This is a genomic window from Propioniciclava sp. LT294 (genome assembly GCF_059516005.1).
The window spans coordinates 113,284-135,309 of record NZ_JCAKNG010000007.1; the positions used below are offsets into that span (position 1 = coordinate 113,284).

24 protein-coding genes are annotated in these 22,026 nt (G+C 71.1%); 5 read left to right on the forward strand and 19 right to left on the reverse strand.

Annotated features, from left to right (window positions below):
• Position 1 precedes the first annotated feature (1 nt).
• The 10 genes from ccsB to AC5YDA_RS10805 form a co-directional block, all read right to left on the reverse strand.
• Positions 2 to 934: a c-type cytochrome biogenesis protein CcsB gene (gene ccsB, locus AC5YDA_RS10760; RefSeq protein ID WP_496192989.1), complete on the reverse strand. Its 933-nt coding sequence runs from the start codon at positions 932 to 934 to the stop codon at positions 2 to 4.
• Complete coding sequence (resB, locus tag AC5YDA_RS10765) at positions 931 to 2,433, reverse strand: cytochrome c biogenesis protein ResB (protein ID WP_496192990.1); 1,503 nt, start codon at positions 2,431 to 2,433, stop codon at positions 931 to 933. The genes ccsB and resB overlap by 4 nt, the downstream gene beginning before the upstream one ends.
• A gap of 39 nt (positions 2,434 to 2,472) precedes the next feature.
• Complete coding sequence (locus tag AC5YDA_RS10770) at positions 2,473 to 3,189, reverse strand: cytochrome c biogenesis CcdA family protein (protein ID WP_496193019.1); 717 nt, start codon at positions 3,187 to 3,189, stop codon at positions 2,473 to 2,475.
• Positions 3,190 to 3,236: 47 nt separating this feature from the next.
• The gene (locus AC5YDA_RS10775; RefSeq protein ID WP_496192991.1) at positions 3,237 to 3,815 is read right to left on the reverse strand and encodes a TlpA family protein disulfide reductase; all 579 of its coding nucleotides are present in this window, start codon (positions 3,813 to 3,815) and stop codon (positions 3,237 to 3,239) included.
• Positions 3,815 to 4,465 carry a histidine phosphatase family protein gene (locus tag AC5YDA_RS10780; RefSeq protein WP_496192992.1) on the reverse strand — a complete coding sequence of 217 codons (651 nt, stop codon included), beginning with the start codon at positions 4,463 to 4,465 and terminating at the stop codon, positions 3,815 to 3,817. The genes AC5YDA_RS10775 and AC5YDA_RS10780 overlap by 1 nt, the downstream gene beginning before the upstream one ends.
• 18 nt (positions 4,466 to 4,483) lie before the next feature.
• The gene (locus AC5YDA_RS10785; protein WP_496192993.1) at positions 4,484 to 4,747 is read right to left on the reverse strand and encodes a glutaredoxin family protein; all 264 of its coding nucleotides are present in this window, start codon (positions 4,745 to 4,747) and stop codon (positions 4,484 to 4,486) included.
• Positions 4,744 to 4,845, reverse strand: a complete 102-nt coding sequence (locus AC5YDA_RS10790) for a 30S ribosomal protein bS22 (protein ID WP_081636672.1) — start codon at positions 4,843 to 4,845, stop codon at positions 4,744 to 4,746. The genes AC5YDA_RS10785 and AC5YDA_RS10790 overlap by 4 nt, the downstream gene beginning before the upstream one ends.
• Before the next feature lie 156 nt (positions 4,846 to 5,001).
• Complete coding sequence (gene proC / locus AC5YDA_RS10795) at positions 5,002 to 5,805, reverse strand: pyrroline-5-carboxylate reductase (protein ID WP_496192994.1); 804 nt, start codon at positions 5,803 to 5,805, stop codon at positions 5,002 to 5,004.
• The gene (locus AC5YDA_RS10800; RefSeq protein WP_496192995.1) at positions 5,802 to 6,824 is read right to left on the reverse strand and encodes an aspartate-semialdehyde dehydrogenase; all 1,023 of its coding nucleotides are present in this window, start codon (positions 6,822 to 6,824) and stop codon (positions 5,802 to 5,804) included. Before AC5YDA_RS10800 ends, proC begins: the two co-directional genes overlap by 4 nt.
• Positions 6,825 to 6,881: 57 nt before the next feature.
• Positions 6,882 to 7,637 (reverse strand): CPBP family intramembrane glutamic endopeptidase, encoded by a 756-nt coding sequence (locus tag AC5YDA_RS10805; RefSeq protein WP_496193020.1) that lies wholly within the window; start codon positions 7,635 to 7,637, stop codon positions 6,882 to 6,884.
• A 210-nt stretch (positions 7,638 to 7,847) separates the two neighbouring features.
• Here AC5YDA_RS10805 and AC5YDA_RS10810 point away from each other — a divergent pair, with 210 nt between their 5' ends.
• From AC5YDA_RS10810 to AC5YDA_RS10825, 4 genes are all read left to right on the forward strand, one after another.
• Positions 7,848 to 8,486: a VOC family protein gene (locus AC5YDA_RS10810; protein WP_496192996.1), complete on the forward strand. Its 639-nt coding sequence runs from the start codon at positions 7,848 to 7,850 to the stop codon at positions 8,484 to 8,486.
• Between the two features lie 67 nt (positions 8,487 to 8,553).
• Positions 8,554 to 9,984 carry a DNA repair protein RadA gene (gene radA / locus AC5YDA_RS10815; RefSeq protein WP_496192997.1) on the forward strand — a complete coding sequence of 477 codons (1,431 nt, stop codon included), beginning with the start codon at positions 8,554 to 8,556 and terminating at the stop codon, positions 9,982 to 9,984.
• A 27-nt stretch (positions 9,985 to 10,011) separates the two neighbouring features.
• Entirely contained in the window at positions 10,012 to 11,055 is a 1,044-nt protein-coding gene (gene disA, locus AC5YDA_RS10820; protein ID WP_496192998.1) for a DNA integrity scanning diadenylate cyclase DisA, read from the forward strand.
• Entirely contained in the window at positions 11,056 to 11,925 is an 870-nt protein-coding gene (locus AC5YDA_RS10825) for an HhH-GPD family protein (RefSeq protein ID WP_496192999.1), read from the forward strand.
• A gap of 80 nt (positions 11,926 to 12,005) precedes the next feature.
• Here AC5YDA_RS10825 and AC5YDA_RS10830 read toward each other — a convergent pair whose 3' ends face one another.
• Together AC5YDA_RS10830 and AC5YDA_RS10835 are read right to left on the reverse strand one after the other, a co-directional pair.
• Positions 12,006 to 14,516, reverse strand: coding sequence for an ATP-dependent Clp protease ATP-binding subunit (locus tag AC5YDA_RS10830; RefSeq protein ID WP_496193000.1), 2,511 nt, complete (start codon positions 14,514 to 14,516; stop codon positions 12,006 to 12,008).
• 175 nt (positions 14,517 to 14,691) lie between these two features.
• Positions 14,692 to 15,042, reverse strand: coding sequence for a histone-like nucleoid-structuring protein Lsr2 (locus AC5YDA_RS10835; RefSeq protein ID WP_496193001.1), 351 nt, complete (start codon positions 15,040 to 15,042; stop codon positions 14,692 to 14,694).
• A gap of 258 nt (positions 15,043 to 15,300) precedes the next feature.
• Here AC5YDA_RS10835 and AC5YDA_RS10840 point away from each other — a divergent pair, with 258 nt between their 5' ends.
• A complete protein-coding gene (locus AC5YDA_RS10840) occupies positions 15,301 to 16,296 on the forward strand; it encodes an NADH-quinone oxidoreductase subunit D-related protein (RefSeq protein WP_496193002.1) in 996 nt (331 codons plus the stop codon).
• Between the two features lie 41 nt (positions 16,297 to 16,337).
• On the opposite strand, the gene AC5YDA_RS10845 is transcribed toward AC5YDA_RS10840, so the two are convergent.
• The 7 genes from AC5YDA_RS10845 to ftsH are packed head-to-tail and all read right to left on the reverse strand — an operon-like array spanning position 16,338 to position 22,018.
• Complete coding sequence (locus AC5YDA_RS10845; protein WP_496193003.1) at positions 16,338 to 16,991, reverse strand: hypothetical protein; 654 nt, start codon at positions 16,989 to 16,991, stop codon at positions 16,338 to 16,340.
• A gap of 23 nt (positions 16,992 to 17,014) precedes the next feature.
• A complete protein-coding gene (locus tag AC5YDA_RS10850) occupies positions 17,015 to 17,521 on the reverse strand; it encodes a DUF3180 domain-containing protein (RefSeq protein WP_496193004.1) in 507 nt (168 codons plus the stop codon).
• Positions 17,518 to 18,069 (reverse strand): 2-amino-4-hydroxy-6-hydroxymethyldihydropteridine diphosphokinase, encoded by a 552-nt coding sequence (folK, locus tag AC5YDA_RS10855; protein ID WP_496193005.1) that lies wholly within the window; start codon positions 18,067 to 18,069, stop codon positions 17,518 to 17,520. The genes AC5YDA_RS10850 and folK overlap by 4 nt, the downstream gene beginning before the upstream one ends.
• The gene (folB, locus tag AC5YDA_RS10860; protein WP_496193006.1) at positions 18,066 to 18,434 is read right to left on the reverse strand and encodes a dihydroneopterin aldolase; all 369 of its coding nucleotides are present in this window, start codon (positions 18,432 to 18,434) and stop codon (positions 18,066 to 18,068) included. Before folB ends, folK begins: the two co-directional genes overlap by 4 nt.
• Positions 18,431 to 19,240 (reverse strand): dihydropteroate synthase, encoded by an 810-nt coding sequence (folP, locus tag AC5YDA_RS10865; protein ID WP_496193007.1) that lies wholly within the window; start codon positions 19,238 to 19,240, stop codon positions 18,431 to 18,433. The genes folB and folP overlap by 4 nt, the downstream gene beginning before the upstream one ends.
• 5 nt (positions 19,241 to 19,245) lie before the next feature.
• Positions 19,246 to 19,809: a GTP cyclohydrolase I FolE gene (gene folE, locus AC5YDA_RS10870; protein WP_496193008.1), complete on the reverse strand. Its 564-nt coding sequence runs from the start codon at positions 19,807 to 19,809 to the stop codon at positions 19,246 to 19,248.
• A 1-nt stretch (position 19,810) separates the two neighbouring features.
• Positions 19,811 to 22,018: an ATP-dependent zinc metalloprotease FtsH gene (gene ftsH / locus AC5YDA_RS10875; RefSeq protein WP_496193009.1), complete on the reverse strand. Its 2,208-nt coding sequence runs from the start codon at positions 22,016 to 22,018 to the stop codon at positions 19,811 to 19,813.
• Between the last annotated feature and the right edge of the window lie 8 nt (positions 22,019 to 22,026).

Genomic DNA, 22,026 nt, shown 5'->3' on the forward strand with positions numbered 1-22,026 from the left:
CTCAGATGCCGGCGTACGAGTGCAGCCCGACGGTCAGCAGGTTGACCCCGACGAAGTTGAACCAGAAGGTCACCACACCCAGGATCGCGAGCCAGGCGGCGCGGACCCCCTTCCAGCCGGCGGTGACGCGGGCGTGGAGGTAGGCGGCGTAGACGACCCAGGTGATCAGGGACCACGTCTCCTTCGGGTCCCAGCCCCAGAACCGCCCCCAGGCGTAGTCGGCCCAGACGGCCCCGGCCAGGATCGTGAAGGTCCACAGCGGGAACGCGAAGCGGTGCACGCGGAACGAGAGGTCGTCGAGCGCAGCCGCCTTCGGCAGGCGCGCGAGGTAGCCGGTGACCTCGCCCCTGGCCTCGGCGCGGGTGCGGACCAGATAGAGGATCGCCGAAATCGCGGCCACGTTGAACGCCGCCGCCGACACCGCCGCCGCGACGATGTGGACGATGAACCACACCGAGTGCAGCGCCGGCACCAGCGGGGCGATCGCCACGTAGAAGACGGTCACGGCGAGCCCCTGCCCGACCGACAACAGCAGGGTGACCGGCAGGCCCAGCCAGGTCCAGCCGCGGCGCCAGACGAGCACGAGGTGGAAGACCACCGCGAAGGCCAACGCGCTGGTGACGAACTCGTACATGTTGCCCCACGGCAGGCGTTCGGCGGCCACGCCGCGGAGCACGACCCCGGCGATGTGCGCGAGCGCTCCGACAACCGTCAGGGCCACGCCGATGCGCCCGAACAGTCGGACGCGGTGCTCCGATTCCGCTGCGGCCCCGGGGATCGCCGTCGCGATGCCCCCGGTATCGCCCGCCGCGACGGGCGCGGGCTCGCGCACCGGACGCCGGTCCGCCGCCCACTCGACCGCGTGAGCCACCATGGCCAGCAGGTAGAGGACGGCCGACAGCACCATCGGCAGGCTCGAATAGGCGGTGCTCATGCGTTCTCCTTCTCGTGCACGCGATCCTCGTCGTCCGCGTGGGTGTCCGCGCCCTCGACGCCGGCGGCCGACGCCAGTTCGGCCACATCCTCCTCCAGCCCGGTCGAGGACTCGGCCCGGTCGAGGCCACCGACCTCCACGCGCGGCCCCGCGGGGGTGTCCACCACGCGGACCCAGAGGCGGCGCGGCCGAATGTACAGGCTCAGCAACATCCCGATCACCGCCAGGAGGACGGAGGCGATGACGAGCCACAGGCCGGGCTCGTTCGAGATCTGCAGCTTGGTCCACCGGCGCCAGTCGTCGAACGACAGGCTGGAGCCGTCCGGCAGGTCGATGGCCTGCCCCGGTGCGATCCGGAACGTGACGATCTTGCCGTCGTCGGTCCTCATCTGCTCCAGGCCCGTCTTGTTGATGGAGTAGACCGACTCGGGAAGTCCGGTCTCGTCGCGCGGCGGGCCGGTCCAGACGTTGACGAACAACTCGGGGGCCAGGGCGTCCGGGAACACGGAGTGGGGGCCGCGCTCGTCGACGACGGCCGTCGGCAGGAAGAAGCCCTCGAAGCCGAGGCGGTTCGGGCGGGCGTCGGGGGCCTTGATCACGCCGAGCGAGGTGAAGTTGCCGTCCTGGGGCAGGAAGACCACCGGGCCGGAGAAGGCGACGTCACCTCGCGGGTCCGTCACGGTCACGACCGGCGCGTACCCGTGACCGATCAGGTGCACCTGGGTGCCGTCGACGGCCAGAGGGTGGTTGACCTCGATCCTGGCCTGTTCAGGCGCACCGGTGCCGTGCGCGATGCGCACGTTCGCCTCGAAGACGCGGGCCGCGCCCCGCTGGACCTCACCGGTCTCGAACTTGGCGACGAACTTGTCCACCCAGATCGTGAACGGCTGCAGTTCCGAGGGCTTGAACGCGGCACCGGCGGAGAAGTCGTCGTACTGGGTCAGGTTGTTGCTGAACGCCTGCCCCTCGACGACCACGACCTCGCCCCGGTAGTGGAACATGGTGTTCCAGGCGACGCCGACGAGCATCAGGGCCAGGCTCAGGTGGAACAGGATGTTGCCGAACTCGCGCAGGTAGCCCCGCTCCGCGGCGACCGCTCCCCCTTCGCGCCGCACCCGGAAGCGCTTGCCCCGCAGCAGGACCTCGGCGTTGCCGAGGGCCGCCTCCGCCGCCAGGGTCGTCGGGCCGGACGCGCTGGCCGGGAGGCGATCCAGGCGCTTGGGCGTCCGGGCCGGCGGCTGGCGGACCGCCTTGGCGTAGAGGGCGATGCGGGGCGCGATGCACCCGATGAGCGACACCGTCAGCAGCAGGTAGACCGCGGCGAACCACGGCGAACCGTAGACGTCGAACAGTCCGAGTGCCTCGTAGAGGTCTGCCACCGACGGGTTGGCGGCCTTCCAGTCGTTGACCCGGATCGGCGCGATCGGGCGCTGCGGGAGCAGCGAACCGGGGATGGCGACCAGGGCGAGGGTGAGCAGCAGCAACAGTGCCGTCCGCATCGACGTCAGCTGAACCCAGAAAAGTCGGAGCAGCGCCACTCAGATCACCAGTCCGTAAGCCGAGGCCCACTGGCGGAAGACGGCCATCAGGCGATCCCACAACCCGGTGACCAGCAGCGCTCCGACGAGCACCATCACCCCGCCGCCGAGCTTCTGCAGCAGGCCGTGGTGGCGCTTGACCCAGTCCAGGGCGCCGGCGAACCTGTCGAACGCCAGGCCGGCCAGCAGGAACGGGACGCCGAGGCCCAGCGCGTACGCCAGGGCGAGGACCGCGCCACGGACGGCCGTGCCCTCGTTCAGGGCCAGCGTCAGGACGACCGACAACGTCGGGCCGATGCACGGCGTCCACCCCAGGCCGAACACGATGCCCAGCAGCGGTGCGGCCGCGAGGCCGACGGCCGGCGCGCGGCCGCCCATCCGGTAGGTGCCCTGACCGATGTTGATCACCCCGGCGAACACCAACCCCAGCACGATCGCGATGATGCCGATGACGATCGAGATGGGGCGGCTCCAGGTGAGCAGGAGGCTGCCGAGCCCACCGAACAGCGCACCGGTGGAGACGAAGACGAGCGCGAAACCACCGATGAACAGGCTCGTGCCGAGCACCATCCGCCCGCGGCTGCCGGTCCCCGACGTGACGTCGGACGCCGAGAGGCCGGTCGCGTACGACAGGTAGCCCGGCAGCAGCGGCAGGACGCACGGGGAGAAGAACGAGACCACGCCGGCGACCACGGCGACGGGTAGCGCCAGCAGCATCGAACCGCCGGCGGCCTGGGCGAACCACGCGCCGATGTCGAGCGGGGTCACTTGCCGGCCGCCACGTCGTCGATGAGGCCCTTGACGGTGCCCTCGGTGACCTCACCCAGGACGCGCGCGGCGATGCGGCCCTCGGTGTCCACGACGAGGGTCGACGGGATCGCGCTCGGCGGCAACTGCGAGCCGAACTTGAGCAACTCGCGGCCGTCGGGGTCGAAGACGCTGGGGAAGGTGACGTCGAACGCGCGCGAGAACGCGAGCGCCGGGGCCTGGTCGAGGTCGCGGGTGTTGATGCCCACGAACTGGGCGACGTCCGCGGTGTCACGGGCAGCGGCCTCGAGCGCGGGCGCCTCCTTGCGGCAGGGCGCGCACCAACTGCCCCAGACGTTGTAGACGATGACCTTGCCCTCGATGGAGTCCGAGTCGAAGGTGCCACCACCCAGCAGTTCGCCCGTGATGCGCGGGGCCGGCCGGCGGTCCGCGACCGGGACGATCGTCAAGGATCCGTCACCGCCGACGAATCCACCCTCCGCCGCCGGGACGCTGCTGGCGCACCCGCTGATGAGAACGGCGGCGGACGCCATCAGCGCCACCGCCCTGGACCGTGCCGAGAGCGACACTGCCATCACATCCCCGGCCGGAAGAGCCGGCGTCCGACGGGGTACAGATCCGCGACCGGCTCGCGGTACTCCACTTCGACCACCCGCCCATCGACGTAGTGGAAGCTCGTGACCGAGGCCTGTCGGCACTCCCGGTTCGCGGGGTTGTGCAGGTGGCTGCGACCCTCGGCGTCCAGACGGGCGATGTAGATCGGCAGCTGGTGGGACACCACGAGCGCCTGGCCTCCGGCCGGCACGGACGCCGCCATGTCGCCCAGCGCCGTGCGCATGCGGGCCGCCACCTCGCGGTAGGGCTCCCCCCAGGAGGGGCGAAACGGGTTGCGCATCCGCCATGCGTTCTCCGGGAGCAGGAGCCTCTGGTTGTAACGGCCGAAGCTGCGGCCCTCGAAGACATTGGCCGCCTCGGTGACCCGTTCGTCCTCGGTGATCGGGAGGTGCGGGTGGCGGGCGGCGATGGGGGCCAGGGTCTCATTGGCGCGCTGGAGCGGCGAGACGAACAAGGCGTCCAACGGCACCTCCGCGAAGTGGTCGGCGAGCCGCTCCGCCATGACCCGACCCAGTTCGCTCAGCCCGTACCCGGGGAGACGGCCGTACAGGACATGGTCCGGGTTCAGGACCTGCCCGTGCCGGCACACATGGACGATGGTGGGCTGCATGGCCGCAAGGATAGGCGCTCAGCCGAGGGCGTCGGCGAGCTGCCCGGCGTCGACGAACCAGAGACTCAACTGCCGCCCGTCGACGAACGTCACGGGCACGTGGTCGGTGTACTGCCTGCGCAGGCCGGGGTCTCCATCGACGTCGACGGCCTGCCAGGACACGTCACGTTCCCGGCAGACCGTCTCGATGATCGCGAGCGCCTCGTCGCAGAGATGGCACCCCCGACGCGTCAGGACCACCACACGGGCGTCCGACTGCGTCGCTGGGTGCGCGGAGGTCACTTGCCTGCGCGGCGGCGCTGGATGCGCGTCTTCTTCAGCAGCTTGCGGTGCTTCTTCTTGGACATCCGCTTGCGACGCTTCTTGATGACAGAACCCACGTGTTACTCCTCAGGACGCCCCCGAACCTCAGGGGCGGGGATGAATGGTTGCTGCGCACCCGAGACCGGGCCCGCAAGGACAGCATCCTACTGCCACGACCGGGGAGCGACCAAACGACCGCCACCAGTCGAAACGCCCCGGGCGCCGGACCCGGGTCAGCCCCTGCCCAGCTCCGCGGACCGATCGCGGGCAGCCTCCATCGCGGCCATGAAGGCGGCCTTGACGGAGCGTTCCTCGAGGTGGCGCAGGGCGGCGGCGGTGGTTCCGGCCGGCGAGGTGACCATCTCGCGGAGGAGGTTCGGGTGCTTGTCGGAATCCACCAGCAGCTTGGCCGACCCGAACATGGTCTGGTTGACCAGCGTGGTGGAGAGGTCGCGCGGCAGGCCGAGCATGACGCCGGCGTCGATCATCGCCTCCACGACGAAGAACAGGTACGCCGGGCCCGACCCCGAGATCGCGGTGATGGCGTCCTGGTAGCGCTCGGGCACCACGACGGCGCGCCCGACGGCCTCCATGATGTTGACGGCCTTCTCCAGGTCGACCTCGCTCGCGTGCGCGCCCGCCGAGATGGCGGACATGCCCTCCGACACCTGGGCCGGCGTGTTCGGCATGACGCGGACGACGGCCGTCCCCTCGGGGAGGCCGGCTTCGAGCTGGGCGGTCGTCACACCGGCGCAGAGCGAGACCACCAACGCACTCGGCGCCATCCGCGGTGCGAGCAGCGGGAGCAGGTCGCTGACGTCCTGGGGCTTCACGACCAGCAGGACGGTGTCGGCCCCCTCCACGGCGTCCGCGGCGTGGGCGACCGTCCGGACGCCGTAGCGCCCCTCCAGCTCGTGGCGCCTCGACTCGCGACGGTCGGCGCCCACCAGGTCCGTGGGGGCCCAGCCCGCCTTCAACAGGCCGGCGAGCAGGGTCTCCCCCATGACACCCGTGCCGATGAGGGCGGTGTGGCTCACTTCTTGACCAGCAGTTCGGCGACCTGGATGGCGTTCAGCGCGGCACCCTTGCGCAGGTTGTCGCCGGTGATGAAGAGCACGAGACCCTTCTGCCCCGGGACGCCCTGGTCCTGGCGCACCCGGCCCACGAAGACATCGTCCGCACCGGCGGCGACACGCGGGTTCGGCAGGTCGACCACCTGGACGCCGGGGGCGTCCGCCAGCAGTTCGAGCGCCTGCTCGGGCGTGATGTCCTGCGCGAACTCGGCGTGGACCGCCAGCGAGTGACCGGAGAACACGGGCACGCGGACGCAGGTGCCGGAGACGAGGAGGTCGGGGATGTGGAGGATCTTGCGCGACTCGTTGCGGAGCTTGGCCTCCTCGTCCGTCTCGCCCGAGCCGTCGTCGAGCAGGCTGCCCGCGAGCGCGACCACGTTGTAGGCGATGGGCGCGACGTAGGGCGCGGTCTCACCGGTGGGGACCTGCGAGGCGTCGAGGGCCAGCACGGCCGGATCCTCGATCTCCTTGACCTGGGCGACCAGCGCCTCGACGCCCTTGATGCCCGAGCCGGAGACGGCCTGGTAGGTGGCGACGGTGAGGCGGGTCAGCTTCGCCGCGTCGTGCAGCGGCTTGAGCACCGGCATCGCAGCCATGGTGGTGCAGTTCGGGTTCGCGATGATCCCCTTGGGCGGGTTCACCGCGTCCTCCGGGTTGACCTCGCTGACGACCAGCGGGACGTCCGGATCCTTGCGCCAGGCCGAGGAGTTGTCGACCACGATGGCGCCCGCCGCCGCCACCTTGGGTGCGTACTCGCGCGACATGGTCGCGCCGGCGGAGAAGATGGCGATGTCGAGGCCGGCGAAGTCCGCCGTCGCGGTGTCCTCGACCGTGATGTCCTCGCCCTTGAACGGGATCACCGTGCCGGCCGACTTGGCCGAACTGAAGAAGCGGACCTCGTCGAGGGGGAACTCCCGCTGCTCGAGGAGGGCACGCATGACCTGACCGACCTGACCGGTCGCACCGAAGACACCAACACGCATGGGGACCATCCTACGTTGGGACACCCTCGCCGCCGCGAGGTGTCCCACCGCGTTGCCTCAGAACCAGTCGACGTACGGCGCGATGAGGGCGTAGCCGAGGAAGCTGACCAGGTCCAGGATCACGTGCGCGACCACGAGCGGCATCACCCGGCCCCACCGGCGGTACAGCCCACCGAAGACCAGGCCCATGACGATGTTGCCGACGAAGCCGCCGAAGCCCTGGTACAGGTGGTACGCACCCCGGACCACGGCGCTCACGGCGATCGCCACCCACGGTCCCAGGCGCATCTGCTCGAGGCGCCGCAGGAGGTAGCCGAGCATGACGACCTCCTCGAGCAGGCCGTTCATCAGCGCGTACCCGACCAGGACGGGGACGGTCCACCAGTTCTGCGCCAGGTTGGCGGGCGCGACGTTGGTGTTGAAGCCCAACTCACGCGCGGCGAAGTAGAAGGCGAGCCCCGGGACACCGATGACGGCCGCGGCGAGGAAGCCGCGCCCCAGGTCGAAGCCCGGACGCCGTGGGTCGAACCCGATCCGCCCCCGGTCGCCGGTGAGCTTGAGCAGGTACAGGGACAGCAGCATCGGAACCAACGGGAAGCCGATGCCCGCGAGCTGGTACGCCAGGTCCAGCCAGGGGCGATCCGGCGTGACCGAATTGTTCATGGACGTCGTCTGCTGGTTGAGGGGGACCTCACGCGTGAGCTTCTCGAGGATCGACAGCAGCGAATACACCGCCGACTGGCCGAGCGAGACACCGAGCACCAGCAGCACCTCGGTCAGGTGCCGGGGACGGGGCGGCGTGGCCCCGGCCACGGAGGCCGCACCCCGGGCCCCGGGCGCCCGCTCCAGCCCGGCGCCGGGCCCCTCGCGCTCACCGATCACGCCGTTCAGCATAGAGGCGCCCCCTCCCCCGGGTGGCCCGACCCTCGAGGGACCGACCTGTCTCGATCTCGTGACATCTGCGCCCACTAGGGCATATGCGACCGATTGGCGCGCTCCGCGCGGATGAGTTTCAATGCTGCCATGCGCCTGTCCAATCTCTCGTTCGCCGCCGGACCCGACGGACTGGCCCCCGCCGTCACCCGCCTCGAGGAGGCGCTGGGCGTCAAGTTCCGCGATGGCGGGTTCCACCCGCGCTTCGGCACGCGCAACAACATCATCACCATCGAGGGTGGCCGCTACCTCGAGGTCGTCGAGGTCCTCGAGCACCCGGCCGCGGAGAAGGCCGTCTTCGGGCAGGCCGTCCGGGCCCGCACCGACATGGGTGGTGGCTGGCTCGCGTGGGTCCTCGAGGTGGACGACATGGCCCCGCTGGAGGCCCGCCTGGAGCGGGAATCCGTCGAGGGGTCCCGCCAGTTCCCCGACGGTCGCCGACTCGAGTGGCGCCAGATCGGCATCAAGGGCCTGATGGCCGACCCGCAGCTCCCCTTCTTCGTGAAGTGGACCAGCGAGGAGGATCTCCGCCCGTCCGCCCTGGCACCCGAGCCCGTCGAGCTGCTGGAGATCCGCCTGTCCGGCTCCCGCGAGCGCGTCTCGGAGTGGATCGGCGAGGAACTCGGCCCTGTCTTCGACGGCATCGCACTGACCTTCAACTCGCCCAACGGCATGCCGGGCATCGAGGCGGTCACCTTCCGCTGCCCCAACGGGATCGTCACGATCTGACGCGAGGGTGACGGAACCGGACGCCACGGCGTCCGGTTTCGTCTGTGCCGGGCCCTAGGTTGGAGCCATGGCCAAGACCACCACGAGCTATCGCTGCACCGAGTGCGGCTGGACGACCGGGCGCTGGGTGGGCCGCTGCGCCCAGTGCCAGGCCTGGGGCAGCCTCGCGGAGGGGGAGCCGACGTCTCCCCGCACCGTGGCCGCCCGACGCCCGGTGCAGCCGGCCCTGCGCATCACGCAGGTCGAGGCCGCCGCGGCCCGCGGCGTCCGCACCGGCATCGGCGAACTCGACCGGGTGCTCGGCGACGGGCTGGTGCCGGGCGCCGTCGTCCTGCTGGGTGGTGAGCCCGGCGTCGGCAAGTCGACCCTGCTGCTCGAGGTGGCCGCCCGCTGGTCGGCCCAGGGGCGGCGGACGCTCTACGTGACGGCCGAGGAGTCCTCGTCCCAGGTACGCCTGCGCGCGGACCGGACCGGTGCGCTGCACGACGAGTTGTTCCTCGCGGCGGAGTCCGACCTGGGTGTGGTGCTCGGCCACATCGAGGAGCACTCCCCCAGCCTGCTGGTTCTCGACTCGGTGCAGACCGTCCAGGCCCAGGGCACCGACGGGGTGGCGGGAGGCGTCGCACAGGTCCGGGAGGTGACGAACGCGCTCGTCCGCACGGCGAAGCGGCGCAACATGGCGGTGCTGATCATCGGCCACGTGACGAAGGACGGGGCACTCGCCGGCCCCCGCACCCTGGAGCACCTCGTCGACGTGGTGCTGAGCTTCGAGGGCGAGCGGCACGGCGGGTTCCGCATGGTCCGCGCGACCAAGAACCGGTACGGGCCGGCCGATGAGGTGGGCTGCTTCGAGATGACCGAGACGGGCATCCGCGAGGTGCCCGACCCCTCGGGGCTGTTCACGTCCAGCCGCGGTCCGACGGCCGGAACCTGTGTGACCGTGAGCCTGGAGGGGCGTCGTCCGCTCGTGGCCGAGGTGCAGGCGCTCGTCGTCCCGACGAGCCTGCAGCAGCCGCGCCGCATGACCCACGGGCTGGAGAACGCGCGGGTCACCATGACCCTGGCGGTGCTGCAGCGCCGGGCGGGGCACAAGCTGCACACCCGTGACGTGTACGCCTCGACCGTGGGCGGCGTCCGGCTGAGCGACCCGGCGGCGGATCTGGCGCTGGCCGTCGCCGTGGCGTCCGCGCTGCGTGATGAGGAGCCGGTGGGCAAGCTGCTGGCCATCGGGGAGGTGAGCCTGTCGGGCGAGGTCCGCCGGGTCCCGGCGCTGGGGCGACGGCTGGCCGAGGCGGCCCGACTGGGCTTCGACCGGGCCATCGTGCCCGCGGGGTCGGGCAAGGAGGCCACGCCCGCGGGGCTGAAGGTCGTCGAGGTCACCTCCATCGACGAGGCGCTCCGGGCCGCCTTCGGCACGGAGCCCGGCAAGATCGTCCGGCTGGACGAGCGCAAGCGGGGGCAGGGGTCCCCCGCCGGCTCCGCCTCCCAGAACCACTAGAATGGCCGGCGACCCCAGGAGGTGCACGTGACCATCGGACGTTTGCCGGACGAGATCGTCCAGCTGGCGCCGGGCACCCCGGTGCGCGACGGGCTCGACCGCATCGTCAGCAGCCACACCGGCGCGTTGGTCGTGCTGGGCACCAACCCCGCGCTGGAGGCGATCTCCACCGGCGGCTTCGGCATCGACGTCCCGTTCAACGCCACCCGCCTGCGGGAGCTGGCCAAGATGGACGGCGCGATCGTGCTGAGCACCGACCTGACCCGGATCGTCGCGGCGGCCGTACACCTCTCCCCGGCACCCGAGGTGCCCACCTCCGAGACCGGGACGCGACACCGCACGGCCGAACGCGTCGCCCGGCAGGTAGGCCTGCCCGTCGTGACCGTGTCGGCGTCCATGGGCACGATCTCCCTGTTCGCCGGCGCCGGACGCCAGGTGGTCCCACGCCCCGACCAGCTGCTGGACCGCGCCGGGCAGGCCCTCTCGGCCATCCAGGGCACCCGGCAACGACTCAACCTCGCCCTGGATCGCCTGACCACCCTCGAGGTGCACGACAGCGTCACGCTCCGCGACCTCGCCCACGTGGCGCAACGGGTCGAGATGGTCAATCGGCTCGCAGACGAGGCCACCACCTACATCAGCGCCCTGGGCGGTGACGGCCGGCTGGCGGCGTTGCAGCTGCACGACCTCGTCGACGACCTGACCCCGCTCTCGTCGCTGCTGCAGCGCGACTACGTGGCCGAGGAGGCCGAGGCGATGCCGTTCGCCCACCTCACCCGCCTCGACGACCAGGAACTGTTCGACATCGTCCTGGTCGCCCGAGCGCTCGGCTTCGGCGCCGACCTCCACCTGGATTCCCACGTCCGCCCGCGGGGCTACCGCCAGCTCGCGTCCATCCCGCGCCTGCCGGCCGGCGTGCGCGGGCGGCTCATCGAGGCGTTCGGTGACCTGAACGGGCTCTACTCCGTCTCCATGGCCCAGTTGATGACCGTCGAGGGCGTCACTCCCGAGATCGCCCACAACATCCGTGACGGGTTGGCGCACATCGCCGAGCGGGCCCTCACCAGCTAGATGGATCGACCCGCCCTCGTCGCCCGCGTGGCGGCCTGGTATGCCGAGCACGCGCGCCCGCTGCCCTGGCGCGACCCCGACTGCACGCCTTGGGGCGTCATGGTGAGCGAGTTCATGCTGCAGCAGACGCCGGTGATCCGGGTCCTGCCCGTGTGGCACTCCTGGCTGGAGCGGTGGCCCACCCCCGCCGACCTGGCCGCCGAGGGCGTGGGCGAGGCCGTCCGGGCCTGGGGACGACTCGGCTACCCGCGGCGGGCCCAGCGCCTGCACGCCGCCGCCACGGCGATCCGCGACGAGCACGGCGGTCAGGTACCCGCCGACCCGGTCGACCTGCGCGCCCTGCCCGGCGTCGGCGAGTACACGGCCGCCGCCATCGCCTCCTTCGCGCACGGTCGGCGCCACGTGGTGCTCGACACCAACGTCCGCCGGGTGCTGGCCCGGCTGGAGGGCGGCACCGCGTTCGCCCCGGCCACCCTCACGAAGGCGGAGCGTGAGCGGGCCACGGCCTGGCTTCCCGCATCGGACGCCGACGCCGCCACCTGGGCGGCGTCCTCCATGGAGCTGGGGGCCCTGGTCTGCACGGCCGATTCGCCGCGTTGCGGCGGCTGCCCCGTCCAGGACGCCTGCGCCTGGCTGGCCGCCGGGCGTCCCGCCTGGGACGGACCACCCCGGGTGGGGCAGGCCTACGCCGGGACCGACCGGCAGTGCCGGGGCGTGGTGCTGGCGGCGCTGCGCGCGGCCGACGCCGCCCCCGAGCAGGCACTCCTGGCGCTGTGGCCCGCCGATCGAGCCCAGGCCGAGCGCGCGCTGGCCTCCCTGCTGGCGGACGGCCTCGTCCGGCGTCGCCCCGACGGGTCGCTCTCCCTCTGACGCACCCCCGGCCGTGGGCTGCCCCTGCGCACGAGAGGCCCCCAGCCGATGTGGCTGGGGGCCTCTGCAGCGGTCGGGGGTCAGCCCTCCTGCGTGCCGCTCAGGTCGGCCGGCGCGTGGTCCGGCAGGGAGGCGCGGGGCTGGCCCGTGAAGGAGAACGGAAGCTCCGAGCCCTCCGGCGCGACGTCGATCACCACGATGGTGCCCGGGGTCAGCTCGCCGAAGAGGATCTTCTCGGCGAGGATGTCCTCGATGTCGCGCTGGATCGCGCGACGCAGCGGCCGCGCTCCCAGCACCGGGTCGAACCCGCGCTTGGCGATCAGCGTCTTGGCGGCATCGGTCAGGACGACGCCCATGTCGCGATCGGCCAGGCGCTCCTCCACCTGGGCGATCATCAGGTCGACGATGTGCTCGATGTCGGCCTGCGACAACTGGTGGAAGACGATGATTTCGTCGACACGGTTCAGGAACTCGGGGCGGAAGTGCTGCTTGAGTTCGTCCGTCACCTTCGCCTTCATCTTGTCGTAACCGCCCACCGGATCATCGGAGCGGCTGAAGCCGAGGTTCACGGACTTGGAGATGTCGCGCGTGCCCAGGTTGGTGGTCATGACGATGACGGTGTTCTTGAAATCCACCACGCGGCCCTGGGCGTCGGTCAGTCGACCCTCATCCAGGATCTGCAGGAGCGAATTGAAGATGTCCGGGTGCGCCTTCTCGATCTCGTCGAACAGCACCACCGAGAACGGCTTGCGGCGCACCTTCTCGGTGAGTTGACCACCCTCCTCGTAACCCACGTATCCGGGAGGCGATCCGAACATCCGCGATGCGGTGTGCTTCTCGGAGTACTCGGACATGTCGAGGGTGATGAGGGCATCCTCGTCACCGAACAGGAATTCGGTCAGGGCCTTGGTCAGTTCCGTCTTTCCCACACCGGACGGACCGGCGAAGATGAACGAACCGCTGGGGCGCTTCGGGTCCTTGAGGCCGGCGCGGGTGCGGCGGATCGAGCGGGACAGCGCCTTCACGGCGTCCTCCTGCCCGATGTAGCGCTTGCCGATCTCGGTCTCCATCTGGAGCAGGCGCTGGCTCTCCTCCTCGGTCAGCTTGAAGACCGGGATGCCGGTGGCGCTCGAGAGCACGACCGCGATCTCCTCCTCGCCGACCTCCGGGGGGACGCCCGCGTCGCCGTTCTTCCAGTTCTCCTCGAGCTTGTTGCGCTCGGCGATCAGCTTCTTCTCGTCATCGCGCAGGCTCGCGGCACGCTCGAAGTCCTGTCCGTCGATCGCGGCCTCCTTCTCACCGCGCGTGACGGCGATGCGCTCGTCGATCTCGCGCAGGTCCGGCGGCGCAGTCATCCGCTGGATACGGAGGCGTGCACCGGCCTCGTCGATCAGGTCGATCGCCTTGTCCGGCAGGAAGCGGTCCTGGATGTACCGATCCGCCAGGGTGGCGGCGGCCGTGAGGGCTGCGTCGGTGATCGTGATGCGGTGGTGCGCCTCATACCGGTCACGCAGGCCCTTGAGGATCTCGATGGTGAGCGCGATGGACGGCTCGGCCACCTGGATCGGCTGGAAGCGCCGCTCGAGGGCGGCGTCCTTCTCGATGTGCTTGCGGTACTCGTCCAGCGTCGTCGCGCCGATCGTCTGCAGTTCACCACGGGCGAGCATCGGCTTCAGGATCGACGCCGCGTCAATGGCGCCCTCGGCGGCACCCGCACCCACCAGGGTGTGGATCTCGTCGATGAACAACACGACGTCGCCGCGGGTCTTGATCTCCTTCAGCACCTTCTTCAGACGCTCCTCGAAATCGCCGCGGTAGCGGGAGCCCGCCACCAGCGCGCCGAGGTCGAGGGTGTAGATCTGCTTGCCGCGCAGGGTCTCGGGCACGTCGCCACGCACGATCTGCTGGGCCAGGCCCTCGACGCAGGCGGACTTGCCGACGCCGGGCTCGCCGATCAGCACCGGGTTGTTCTTGGTGCGACGGCTCAGCACCGTCATGACCCGTTCGATCTCCTTCTCACGGCCGATGACCGGGTCGAGCTGGTTCTCGCGGGCGGCCTGGGTGAGGTTGCGGCCGAACTGGTCCAGGATCGTCTGGTTGCCCGGCTGCTGCGGGGCCTCGGGGGCACCGGCGGTGGACGGCTTCTCGTTGCCCTGGAAGCCGGACAGCAGCTGCAGCACCTGGTTGCGCACGCGGTTGAGGTCGGCGCCCAGCTTGATGAGCACCTGCGCAGCGACGCCCTCGCCCTCACGGATCAGGCCGAGCAGGATGTGCTCGGTGCCGATGTAGGGGTGGTTGAGCTGCAGCGCCTCGCGCATCGACAGCTCCAGGACCTTCTTGGCCCGCGGGGTGAACGGGATGTGGCCGGTGGGCGCCTGCTGGCCCTGACCGATGATCTCCTCCACCTGGGCGCGCACAGCCTCCAGCGAGATGCCGAGGGACTCCAGGGCCTTCGCGGCGACACCCTCACCCTCGTGGATCAGGCCGAGCAACAGGTGCTCGGTGCCGATGTAGTTGTGGTTGAGCATGCGCGCTTCGTCCTGGGCCAGGACGATCACGCGCCGCGCGCGGTCGGTGAACCGATCGAACATGAGCTCTCCTTGATCTCCGACCGTCGGGCCGGATCGCCCACACGGAACGTGGGCGGTTGTTCAGTCAGTCTAGTCAACGCCCCCGACGACCCACTTGTTCCGTGTTCGCCCTCGGCATAGCGGACGCCCCGGGTTCAGCACCCGGGGCGTCCGCCCGTCGTCTGGACAGGACCGCTCAGTTGTGGGCGGCCTCGTAGGCGGCACGCACTTCGTCGCGGACGCGGCCGCGCTCGGAGACCTCCATGCCCTGCGCGCGGGCCCACTCCCGGATCTCGTTGGCCGAGCCGGCGCCCGAGCGGGAGCGGCGGCCGCCGCCGCCTGCGGCGCGGCCGACCTGCTTGCGGCCGGCGATGCGGCGGCCCGAGGCCACCCAGGGGGCGAGGCCGTCGCGCAGCTTGCCGGCGTTCGCTGCGGTCAGGTCGATCTCGTAGGTCACGCCGTCGAGGGCGAACGTGACCGTCTCGTCGGCGGGCGTGCCGTCATTGAGGAGATCGTCGGTGAGTTCAATGCGCACGCGTTGCGCCATGTGTTTTCCTTCCAACACAATGATGATGTTGACCCGGGCCGGGCGAGTACCGCCCCACATCGGCAGCAAATCTATACCTGCGAGTCGCCCTCGATCAATCCGCCAAATAGGATTCATCTCGTGAAGCCGAACCAATCCCTCTTCCGAATCGGCGGAATTGATGATCCCCGATTCACCGCCGCCCGGATTGACCTCGGTCCGACACACCCGGCGTCCGCAGGAATGCTGGAGTTATTCGTTTTCACCAATGACAAAGGCGTGATCACGGCAGCCGACCCGGCCCCGGGCGCACTGCACCGCGGAGCGGAATTGATCCTCACCGCCCGCGACTACCGCCAAGGCCTCAGCCTGGCCAACCGGCACGATTGGCAGGCGCCGTTCTTCGGTGAATGGACCTTGGCCCGGCTCGTCGAGGACGCCCTCGGCATCGAGGTGCCCGCGCGGGCCCGATGGTTGCGCGCCGTCGGGGCCGAGCATGCACGCATCGCCTCCCACCTGGCCCACCTTTCGTTCATCCCCCACCGGACGGGCTCGGACGCGCAGCGCACCGACACCGTACGCGAGACCCTGCGCGAGCAGACCGCGGCCTGGACGGGGAATCGGGTGCACCCCATGGTCGTGCGGTTGGGCGGCGTCGCTGCGGACCTCCCGAGCGGTTGGGCGGACGGCGAGCGCGACGTGCTGGCCCGGGCTTCCGACCTGGCGTCCCGTCTGGGCGAGACCATCTCGGCCGGATTCGGGGCCGGGGTCGCCCCCGTCTCCCCCACGGTGGTGGACGCCCACGGCCTGGCGGGGCCGGTGGCGCGGGCGTCCGGGGTGGCGACGGACCTGCGCCGCGGCGACGCCCCGCACGAGGAGCCCTGGGCCGGCCTGCGCGCCCTGCTCGACGTGCCCGCTCCGAGCACCGGCGACGCACAGGCCCGCTTCGCCCACCTGGCCGCCGAGGTGGTGGCGTCGGCCGGCATGCTCGTGCGCCTGCTCGACGGGCTGCCCGACGGGCCGTTGACCGCGCACCTGCCCAAGGTCGTGAAACTGCCCGAGGGTGACTGGCTCGCCGCCGTGGAGGCGCCGCTGGGACGAGCCGGCATGGTCGTCACGTCGCGGGGGGAGAAGACACCGTGGCGCCTGCGCCTGCGGACCCCGTCGTTCGCCAACGTGTCCTCCTGGCCGACGGTGCTGCCGGGGACGGCGATGGCGGATCTGGACATCGCCATCGCCTCGCTGCCCTGGGTGGCCGGCGACCTCGACAAATGAGAAGAACCCCCGGCCATCGGCCGGGGGTTCTCTCGTGTGACTCAGTTGGCGTGACGCGCCCGAACCTCGGCGACGAACGGCTGCGCGAGACGCTGCAGGTCGAGGTCGACCACGGTCGGGGCCTCGATGGCGTCCCATTCGGTTGCACCGTCCGTGACCCGACGGCGCGGGAGCTCGACGACCTCGGCGTCCGCGTCCCGGGCGTTGGCGGCGGCCAACTCCTGGCGCAGGCCCGTGTTCTCGACACGCAGGGCCTGGTTGTCGCCACGCAGGCGAGAGACCTGCTGCCGCGCTTCGCCGAGGGCGACCTTGGTACCGACGAGCTCCTCCTTGGTGGAATCCAGCTCGGTGCGGGTCTCCTCCAGGGCGCCGGTGACGGCCTGGATGCGAGCGTCCACGGTGGTGAGGACGCCGCGCTGGGCCGCGTGGAGCTGCTGGGTGCGCAGCCGCTCCGCGGCGCGCGCCTCGGCGGCCTCGGCCAGCGCCTGGAGGCGCCACTCGCGGAACTCGACGAGGGCGGCCCACGTGGCGAGGAAGCCCGCCACGAGGGCAACGACCACGGCGGCCCAATCCAGGAACGGCACCCACTGGTTGGCCACCATGAGGGCGAGGGAGACGACCGTGCCTCCGAGGAGGCAGGAGGTGAGGAGGACGCGGCGACGCGTTCGGGGCGAGGGGGAAGTCAGAGAGGTCACGCTGACAGGTTACCCGCTCAAGGCTAGCGGACCGGGCTGCCGGGCGGGGTGTCGCCCTCCCGGTTCGTCTCGTCCGGATCGTCCGGCAACCGGCACGCCGCCTCGAGGGCCCGTCCGGCCAGCACCCACCCCAGGGCGGCCAGGACGGCGGCTCCCGCGTGCACCACGCGCTCCACCGCCAGCGGCGCGGGCAGGGCGTCGGCCGCGGCCCAGGCGAGCGCCGCGTAACCGCCCAGCAGCAGCGCGCCGCCCACCTGCGAGGTCTTGCCCAGCACCAGGCGCGTCAGGGCCTGCTGGGGGTCCAGCGCCGCCCGGTCCCGCTCCAGCGTCCTGCGTGTGCGGCGGGCCAGCCAGGCGACACCGAGGGCGATCAGGACGACGGACGCCCAGCTCGCCACCCCGGGGATGGGGAGGGACCCACCCGTGCCCTGCCACCAGGCCAGCAGCAGGCGCACGCCGACCAGGATTGCGGCCGCCGCCCCGGCGAGGGCGACCGGCCGGGTCGGTCGGATGGTGGGCCCCGCGGTCACGGAAGGTGGATCTTCACGCCCTCGACGCGCTCGACGCCGCCGGCGTCCACGTCGGTCAGGAGGTCGGCGACGGGGCCGAGCCCGGGCAGCTCGGCGGCCGGGTCGGCCTCGAGCCACGGTACGAGCACGAATGCGCGCTCGTGGGCGCGCGGGTGCGGCAGGGTCAGCTCGTCCCCGGCCAGGACGCGGTTGCCGAGCTTGATGAGGTCGATGTCGATCGTGCGTGGCCCCCAGCGCTCCTCGCGGACGCGACCCAGGTAGTTCTCGATCGTCTGGACACGCTCGAGCAGGACGTCGGACGACATCATGGTCTCGGCGACCAGGACGATGTTGAGGAAGTCGGGCTGGTCGGTCATGCCGACCGGCTTGGTGCGGTAGACCGAGGAGACTGCGGTGAGCACGACGTCAGGGGTGGAGGCGATGAGGTCGACGGCGCGCTGCAGGGAGTCGAGGACGTCCCCGAGGTTGCCACCGAGGGAGAAGACGATCTGCCGAAGGGGGTGCATGCCGCTGATGGTGTCCAGGTCGAGCTCGACGGGGTAGTTCACGGTTTCCTCCTGGTGCACGTGACCGTGACGTCCCCGAAGGGGACGCTGATCGGTGCGTTGGGCTTGTGGACGGTGACGGTCGCCCGCTCGACGAGCGGATCGGCCAGACAGGTCTCGGCGAGGCGCCCGGCCAGGGTCTCGATGAGGTCGACCGGGTCACGCTCCACGTCCGCCACGAGGGCGTCCGCAATGCCACCGTAGTCCACGGTGGTGGCAAGGTCGTCATCGAGGCTCGGACGCCGGACGTCCAGTTCCGCGTCGACGACGAACTCCTGCCCCTCGCGCCGCTCGAAGTCGAACACGCCGTGGTACCCGGTCGCCCGGACGCCGGTGAGCCGGATCGTGACGAGGTGGTCGTCGCTCACCGCCGCGCCAGCCTCTCGGCGACCGAGATCGCGTCACGCGTCGAGCGGACGTCGTGGGCTCGCACCCCCCAGACGCCGCGGGCCGCGAACGCCCCCGACAGGTACGCCGTCGCGGCATCGCGCTCGCGCGGCGGGCGCGGGTGCTCACCGGAGCCCAGGAGCGTCCCCAGGAACCGCTTGCGACTCACGGCCAGCAGCAACGGGAAACCGAGGGCATCCAGCGCGTCCCAGCCCTGCAGGAGCGCCCAGTTGTGCTCGGCGGTCTTGGCGAAGCCGATGCCCGGATCGAGCACGAGCCTCTCCGGCGCGATGCCGGCCGCCAGCGCGGCGTCCCGGCACGCGGCCAGCTCGCGCACGACGTCCGCCACGACGTCGTCGTAGACGGCGTTCTCGCCCATCTCACGGGCATGCCCGCGCCAATGCATGGTGATGTAGGAGCCGCCGAGGTCGGCGACGGTGGCGAGCATGTCCGGGTCGGCGAGGCCGCCCGAGACGTCGTTGATCCAGGTGGCGCCGACGTCCAGCGAGGCGGCCGCCACCGAGGCCCGGGTGGTGTCGACGGACACCTCGATGCCGGCGTCCACCAACGCCCGCACGACCGGGACGACCCGGGCCAACTCGGTCGGCTCGTCGACACGGTCGGAGTCGGGACGCGTGGATTCGCCGCCCACGTCGACGATGTCGGCGCCGTCGGCGACCATCGCCAGGCCGTGCGCGATGGCGTCGTCGACGTCGGCCCACGAGCCGCCGTCGGAGAAGGAGTCGGGCGTCACGTTGAGGATGCCCATCACGAGCGTGCGTGCCATCGCGCTCACCCGATGATGAGGCCCATGGCCTCGGCCCGGGTCGCCGCGTTGCGGAGCGCGCCGCGAACGGCGGAGGTCACGGTCTTGCTGCCGGGCTTGCGCACGCCCCGCATCGTCATGCACTGGTGCTCGGCCTCGACGACGACCATGACGCCCTGGGGCTGCAGGTGCTCGACGAGCGCGTCGGCGATCTGGCCGGTCAGGCGCTCCTGCACCTGGGGACGCCGGGCATAGACGTCCACGAGCCGGGCCAGCTTGGACAGGCCGGTGATCCTGCCGTCCGCGCTCGGGACGTAGGCCACGTGCGCCACCCCGTGGAACGGCAGCAGGTGGTGCTCACACGTGGACCACAGCTCGATGTCCTTCACGAGCACCATCTCCTCGTGCTCGATGTCGAAGGTGACGGCCAGGTGGTCGGCCGGGTCCTGGTCGAGCCCGGCGAACATCTCGGCGTACGCACGGGCCACGCGCTCGGGGGTGCCGACGAGGCCGTCGCGGTCCGGGTCCTCACCGATGGCGTGGAGGATCTCCCGGACCGCCGCGGCCACACGCTGCTGGTCGACCGGCATGTCAACGCTCCTGCGGGGGTTGGGGCGCCTGCCCGGGCGGGTAGGGACCCTCGCCGGGGCCCGTCGGCGGGTGCGGAGGGATCGGCGGCGGGTAGGCGCCCGGCTGGTTCCAGGGCCCGGGGCCCTGCTGCGGCGGCTGGCCGTACGGGCCGGGCGGCGGAGCGCCCCAAGGACCCACCGGCGGGCCGGGCTGCCACGGACCGGGCTGGCTCGGGGGCTGCTGGCCCCACGGACCCTGACCCGGCCCACCGGGGAGGCCGACAGGCTGGGGAGCCGGGGGCACGGCGTCCTGCACCTTGCGCTCGGGGGGTTCGATCGGTGGCACGTCGGACGGCACCCGGTTCGGCGAGCCCGTCCAGGCCGGACGCCGCGGCCGCTTCTTCAGCGGCTCGAAGACGCGGGCCACGTGCTCCTTGTCGAGCGTCTCGTGCTCGAACAGCTGTCGGACCAGCTCGTCCAGCACGTCACGGTTCTCGTCCAGGACGTCGAAGGCCTCTTGGTGCGCGGTGGAGATCAGGGCCTTGACCTCGGCATCGATCCGGGAGGCGACGTCCTCGGAGTACTCCCGCGAGCCGCCCATGCCGGCCTGCATGCCCAGGAACGGTTCGGTGTTGTCGCCGCCGAACTTCACCGCACCGATGCTCTCGGTCATGCCGTACTGGGTGACCATCGCGCGGGCGACCTTGGTGGCCTTCTCGATGTCGTTGGCGGCGCCGGTCGTCGGGTCGTGGAAGACCAGCTCCTCCGCGGCACGGCCGCCCAGCATGTAGGCCAGCTGGTCGAGCAGTTCCCCACGGGTCTGGGAGTACTTGTCGGCGTCGGGCATCACCATCGTGTAGCCGAGCGCCCGGCCGCGGGGCAGGATCGTGACCTTCTGGACGGGGTCGTTGCCCGGCATCGCAGCCGCGACGAGCGCGTGGCCCCCCTCGTGGTAGGCCGTGATGAGCAACTCGCGCTCGTTCATCACGCGGGTCCGCTTCTGCGGGCCGGCGATGACACGGTCGATGGCCTCGTCGAGGTTCTCCTTGGTGATCCACTGCCGGTTCTGGCGGGCCGTCAGCAGGGCGGCCTCGTTCAGGACGTTGGCGAGGTCGGCACCCGTGAAGCCCGGGGTGCGCTTCGCGACCGACGCCAGGTCGGCGTCGGTGGCCATCGGCTTGTTGGCTGCGTGGACGCGCAGGATCTGCAGGCGGCCGTTCATGTCGGGGGCCTCGACGGGGATCTGGCGGTCGAAGCGGCCCGGACGCAGGAGCGCGGGGTCGAGCACGTCGGGGCGGTTGGTGGCCGCGATGAGGACGACACCACCCTTGACGTCGAAGCCGTCCATCTCGACGAGCAGCTGGTTCAGGGTCTGCTCCCGCTCGTCGTGACCGCCGCCCATGCCGGCGCCGCGGTGGCGTCCGACGGCGTCGATCTCGTCGATGAAGATGATGGCCGGGGCCGCTTCCTTGGCCTGCTCGAAGAGGTCCCGGACACGGCTGGCGCCGACACCGACGAACATCTCGACGAAGTCGGAGCCGGAGATCGAGAAGAACGGGACGCCCGCCTCACCGGCGACCGCGCGCGCCAGCAGTGTCTTGCCGGTGCCGGGCGGGCCGTAGAGGAGGACACCCTTGGGGATCTTGGCGCCGACGGCCTGGAACTTCGCGGGCTCGGAGAGGAACTCACGGATCTCCTGGAGCTCCTCGATGGCCTCCTCGCACCCGGCGACGTCGGAGAACGTGGTGCGCGGGGTGTCCTTGCTGGCGACCTTCGCCTTGCTCTTGCCGAAGCCGAGCACCCGGTTGCCGCCCTGGGCGGAGTTCAGCATGAAGAAGAACAGGGCGCCGATGAGCACGAACGGCAGCACGCCCATCAGCAACAGCGACATGAGCCCGTTGCCCGGGTTCTCGCCGCGCCACTGGTCGAGGGTGCCGGCCGTCACACGCTGGTTGAGGCGCTCGATGATGCTCTGGCTCTGGTCACCGACCCAGTTCGCCCGGAGCCGGGCGCCGCCGTTGTCCTTGTACTCCAGGCGGATCTCCTGGTCGCCGTCGACCATGACGACCTCGCGCAGGGCGTCGTTGCCGTCGATCGCCTCGATGATCTGCGACGTCGGGACCTGCTGGTACCGGCTGGACGCCGAGAACAGGTTCATCCCCACGATGACGATCAGGAAGACGGCGAGGATCCACAGGAACGGACTGCGGAGGAGCCGTGGTGCTTTCATTCCACTCC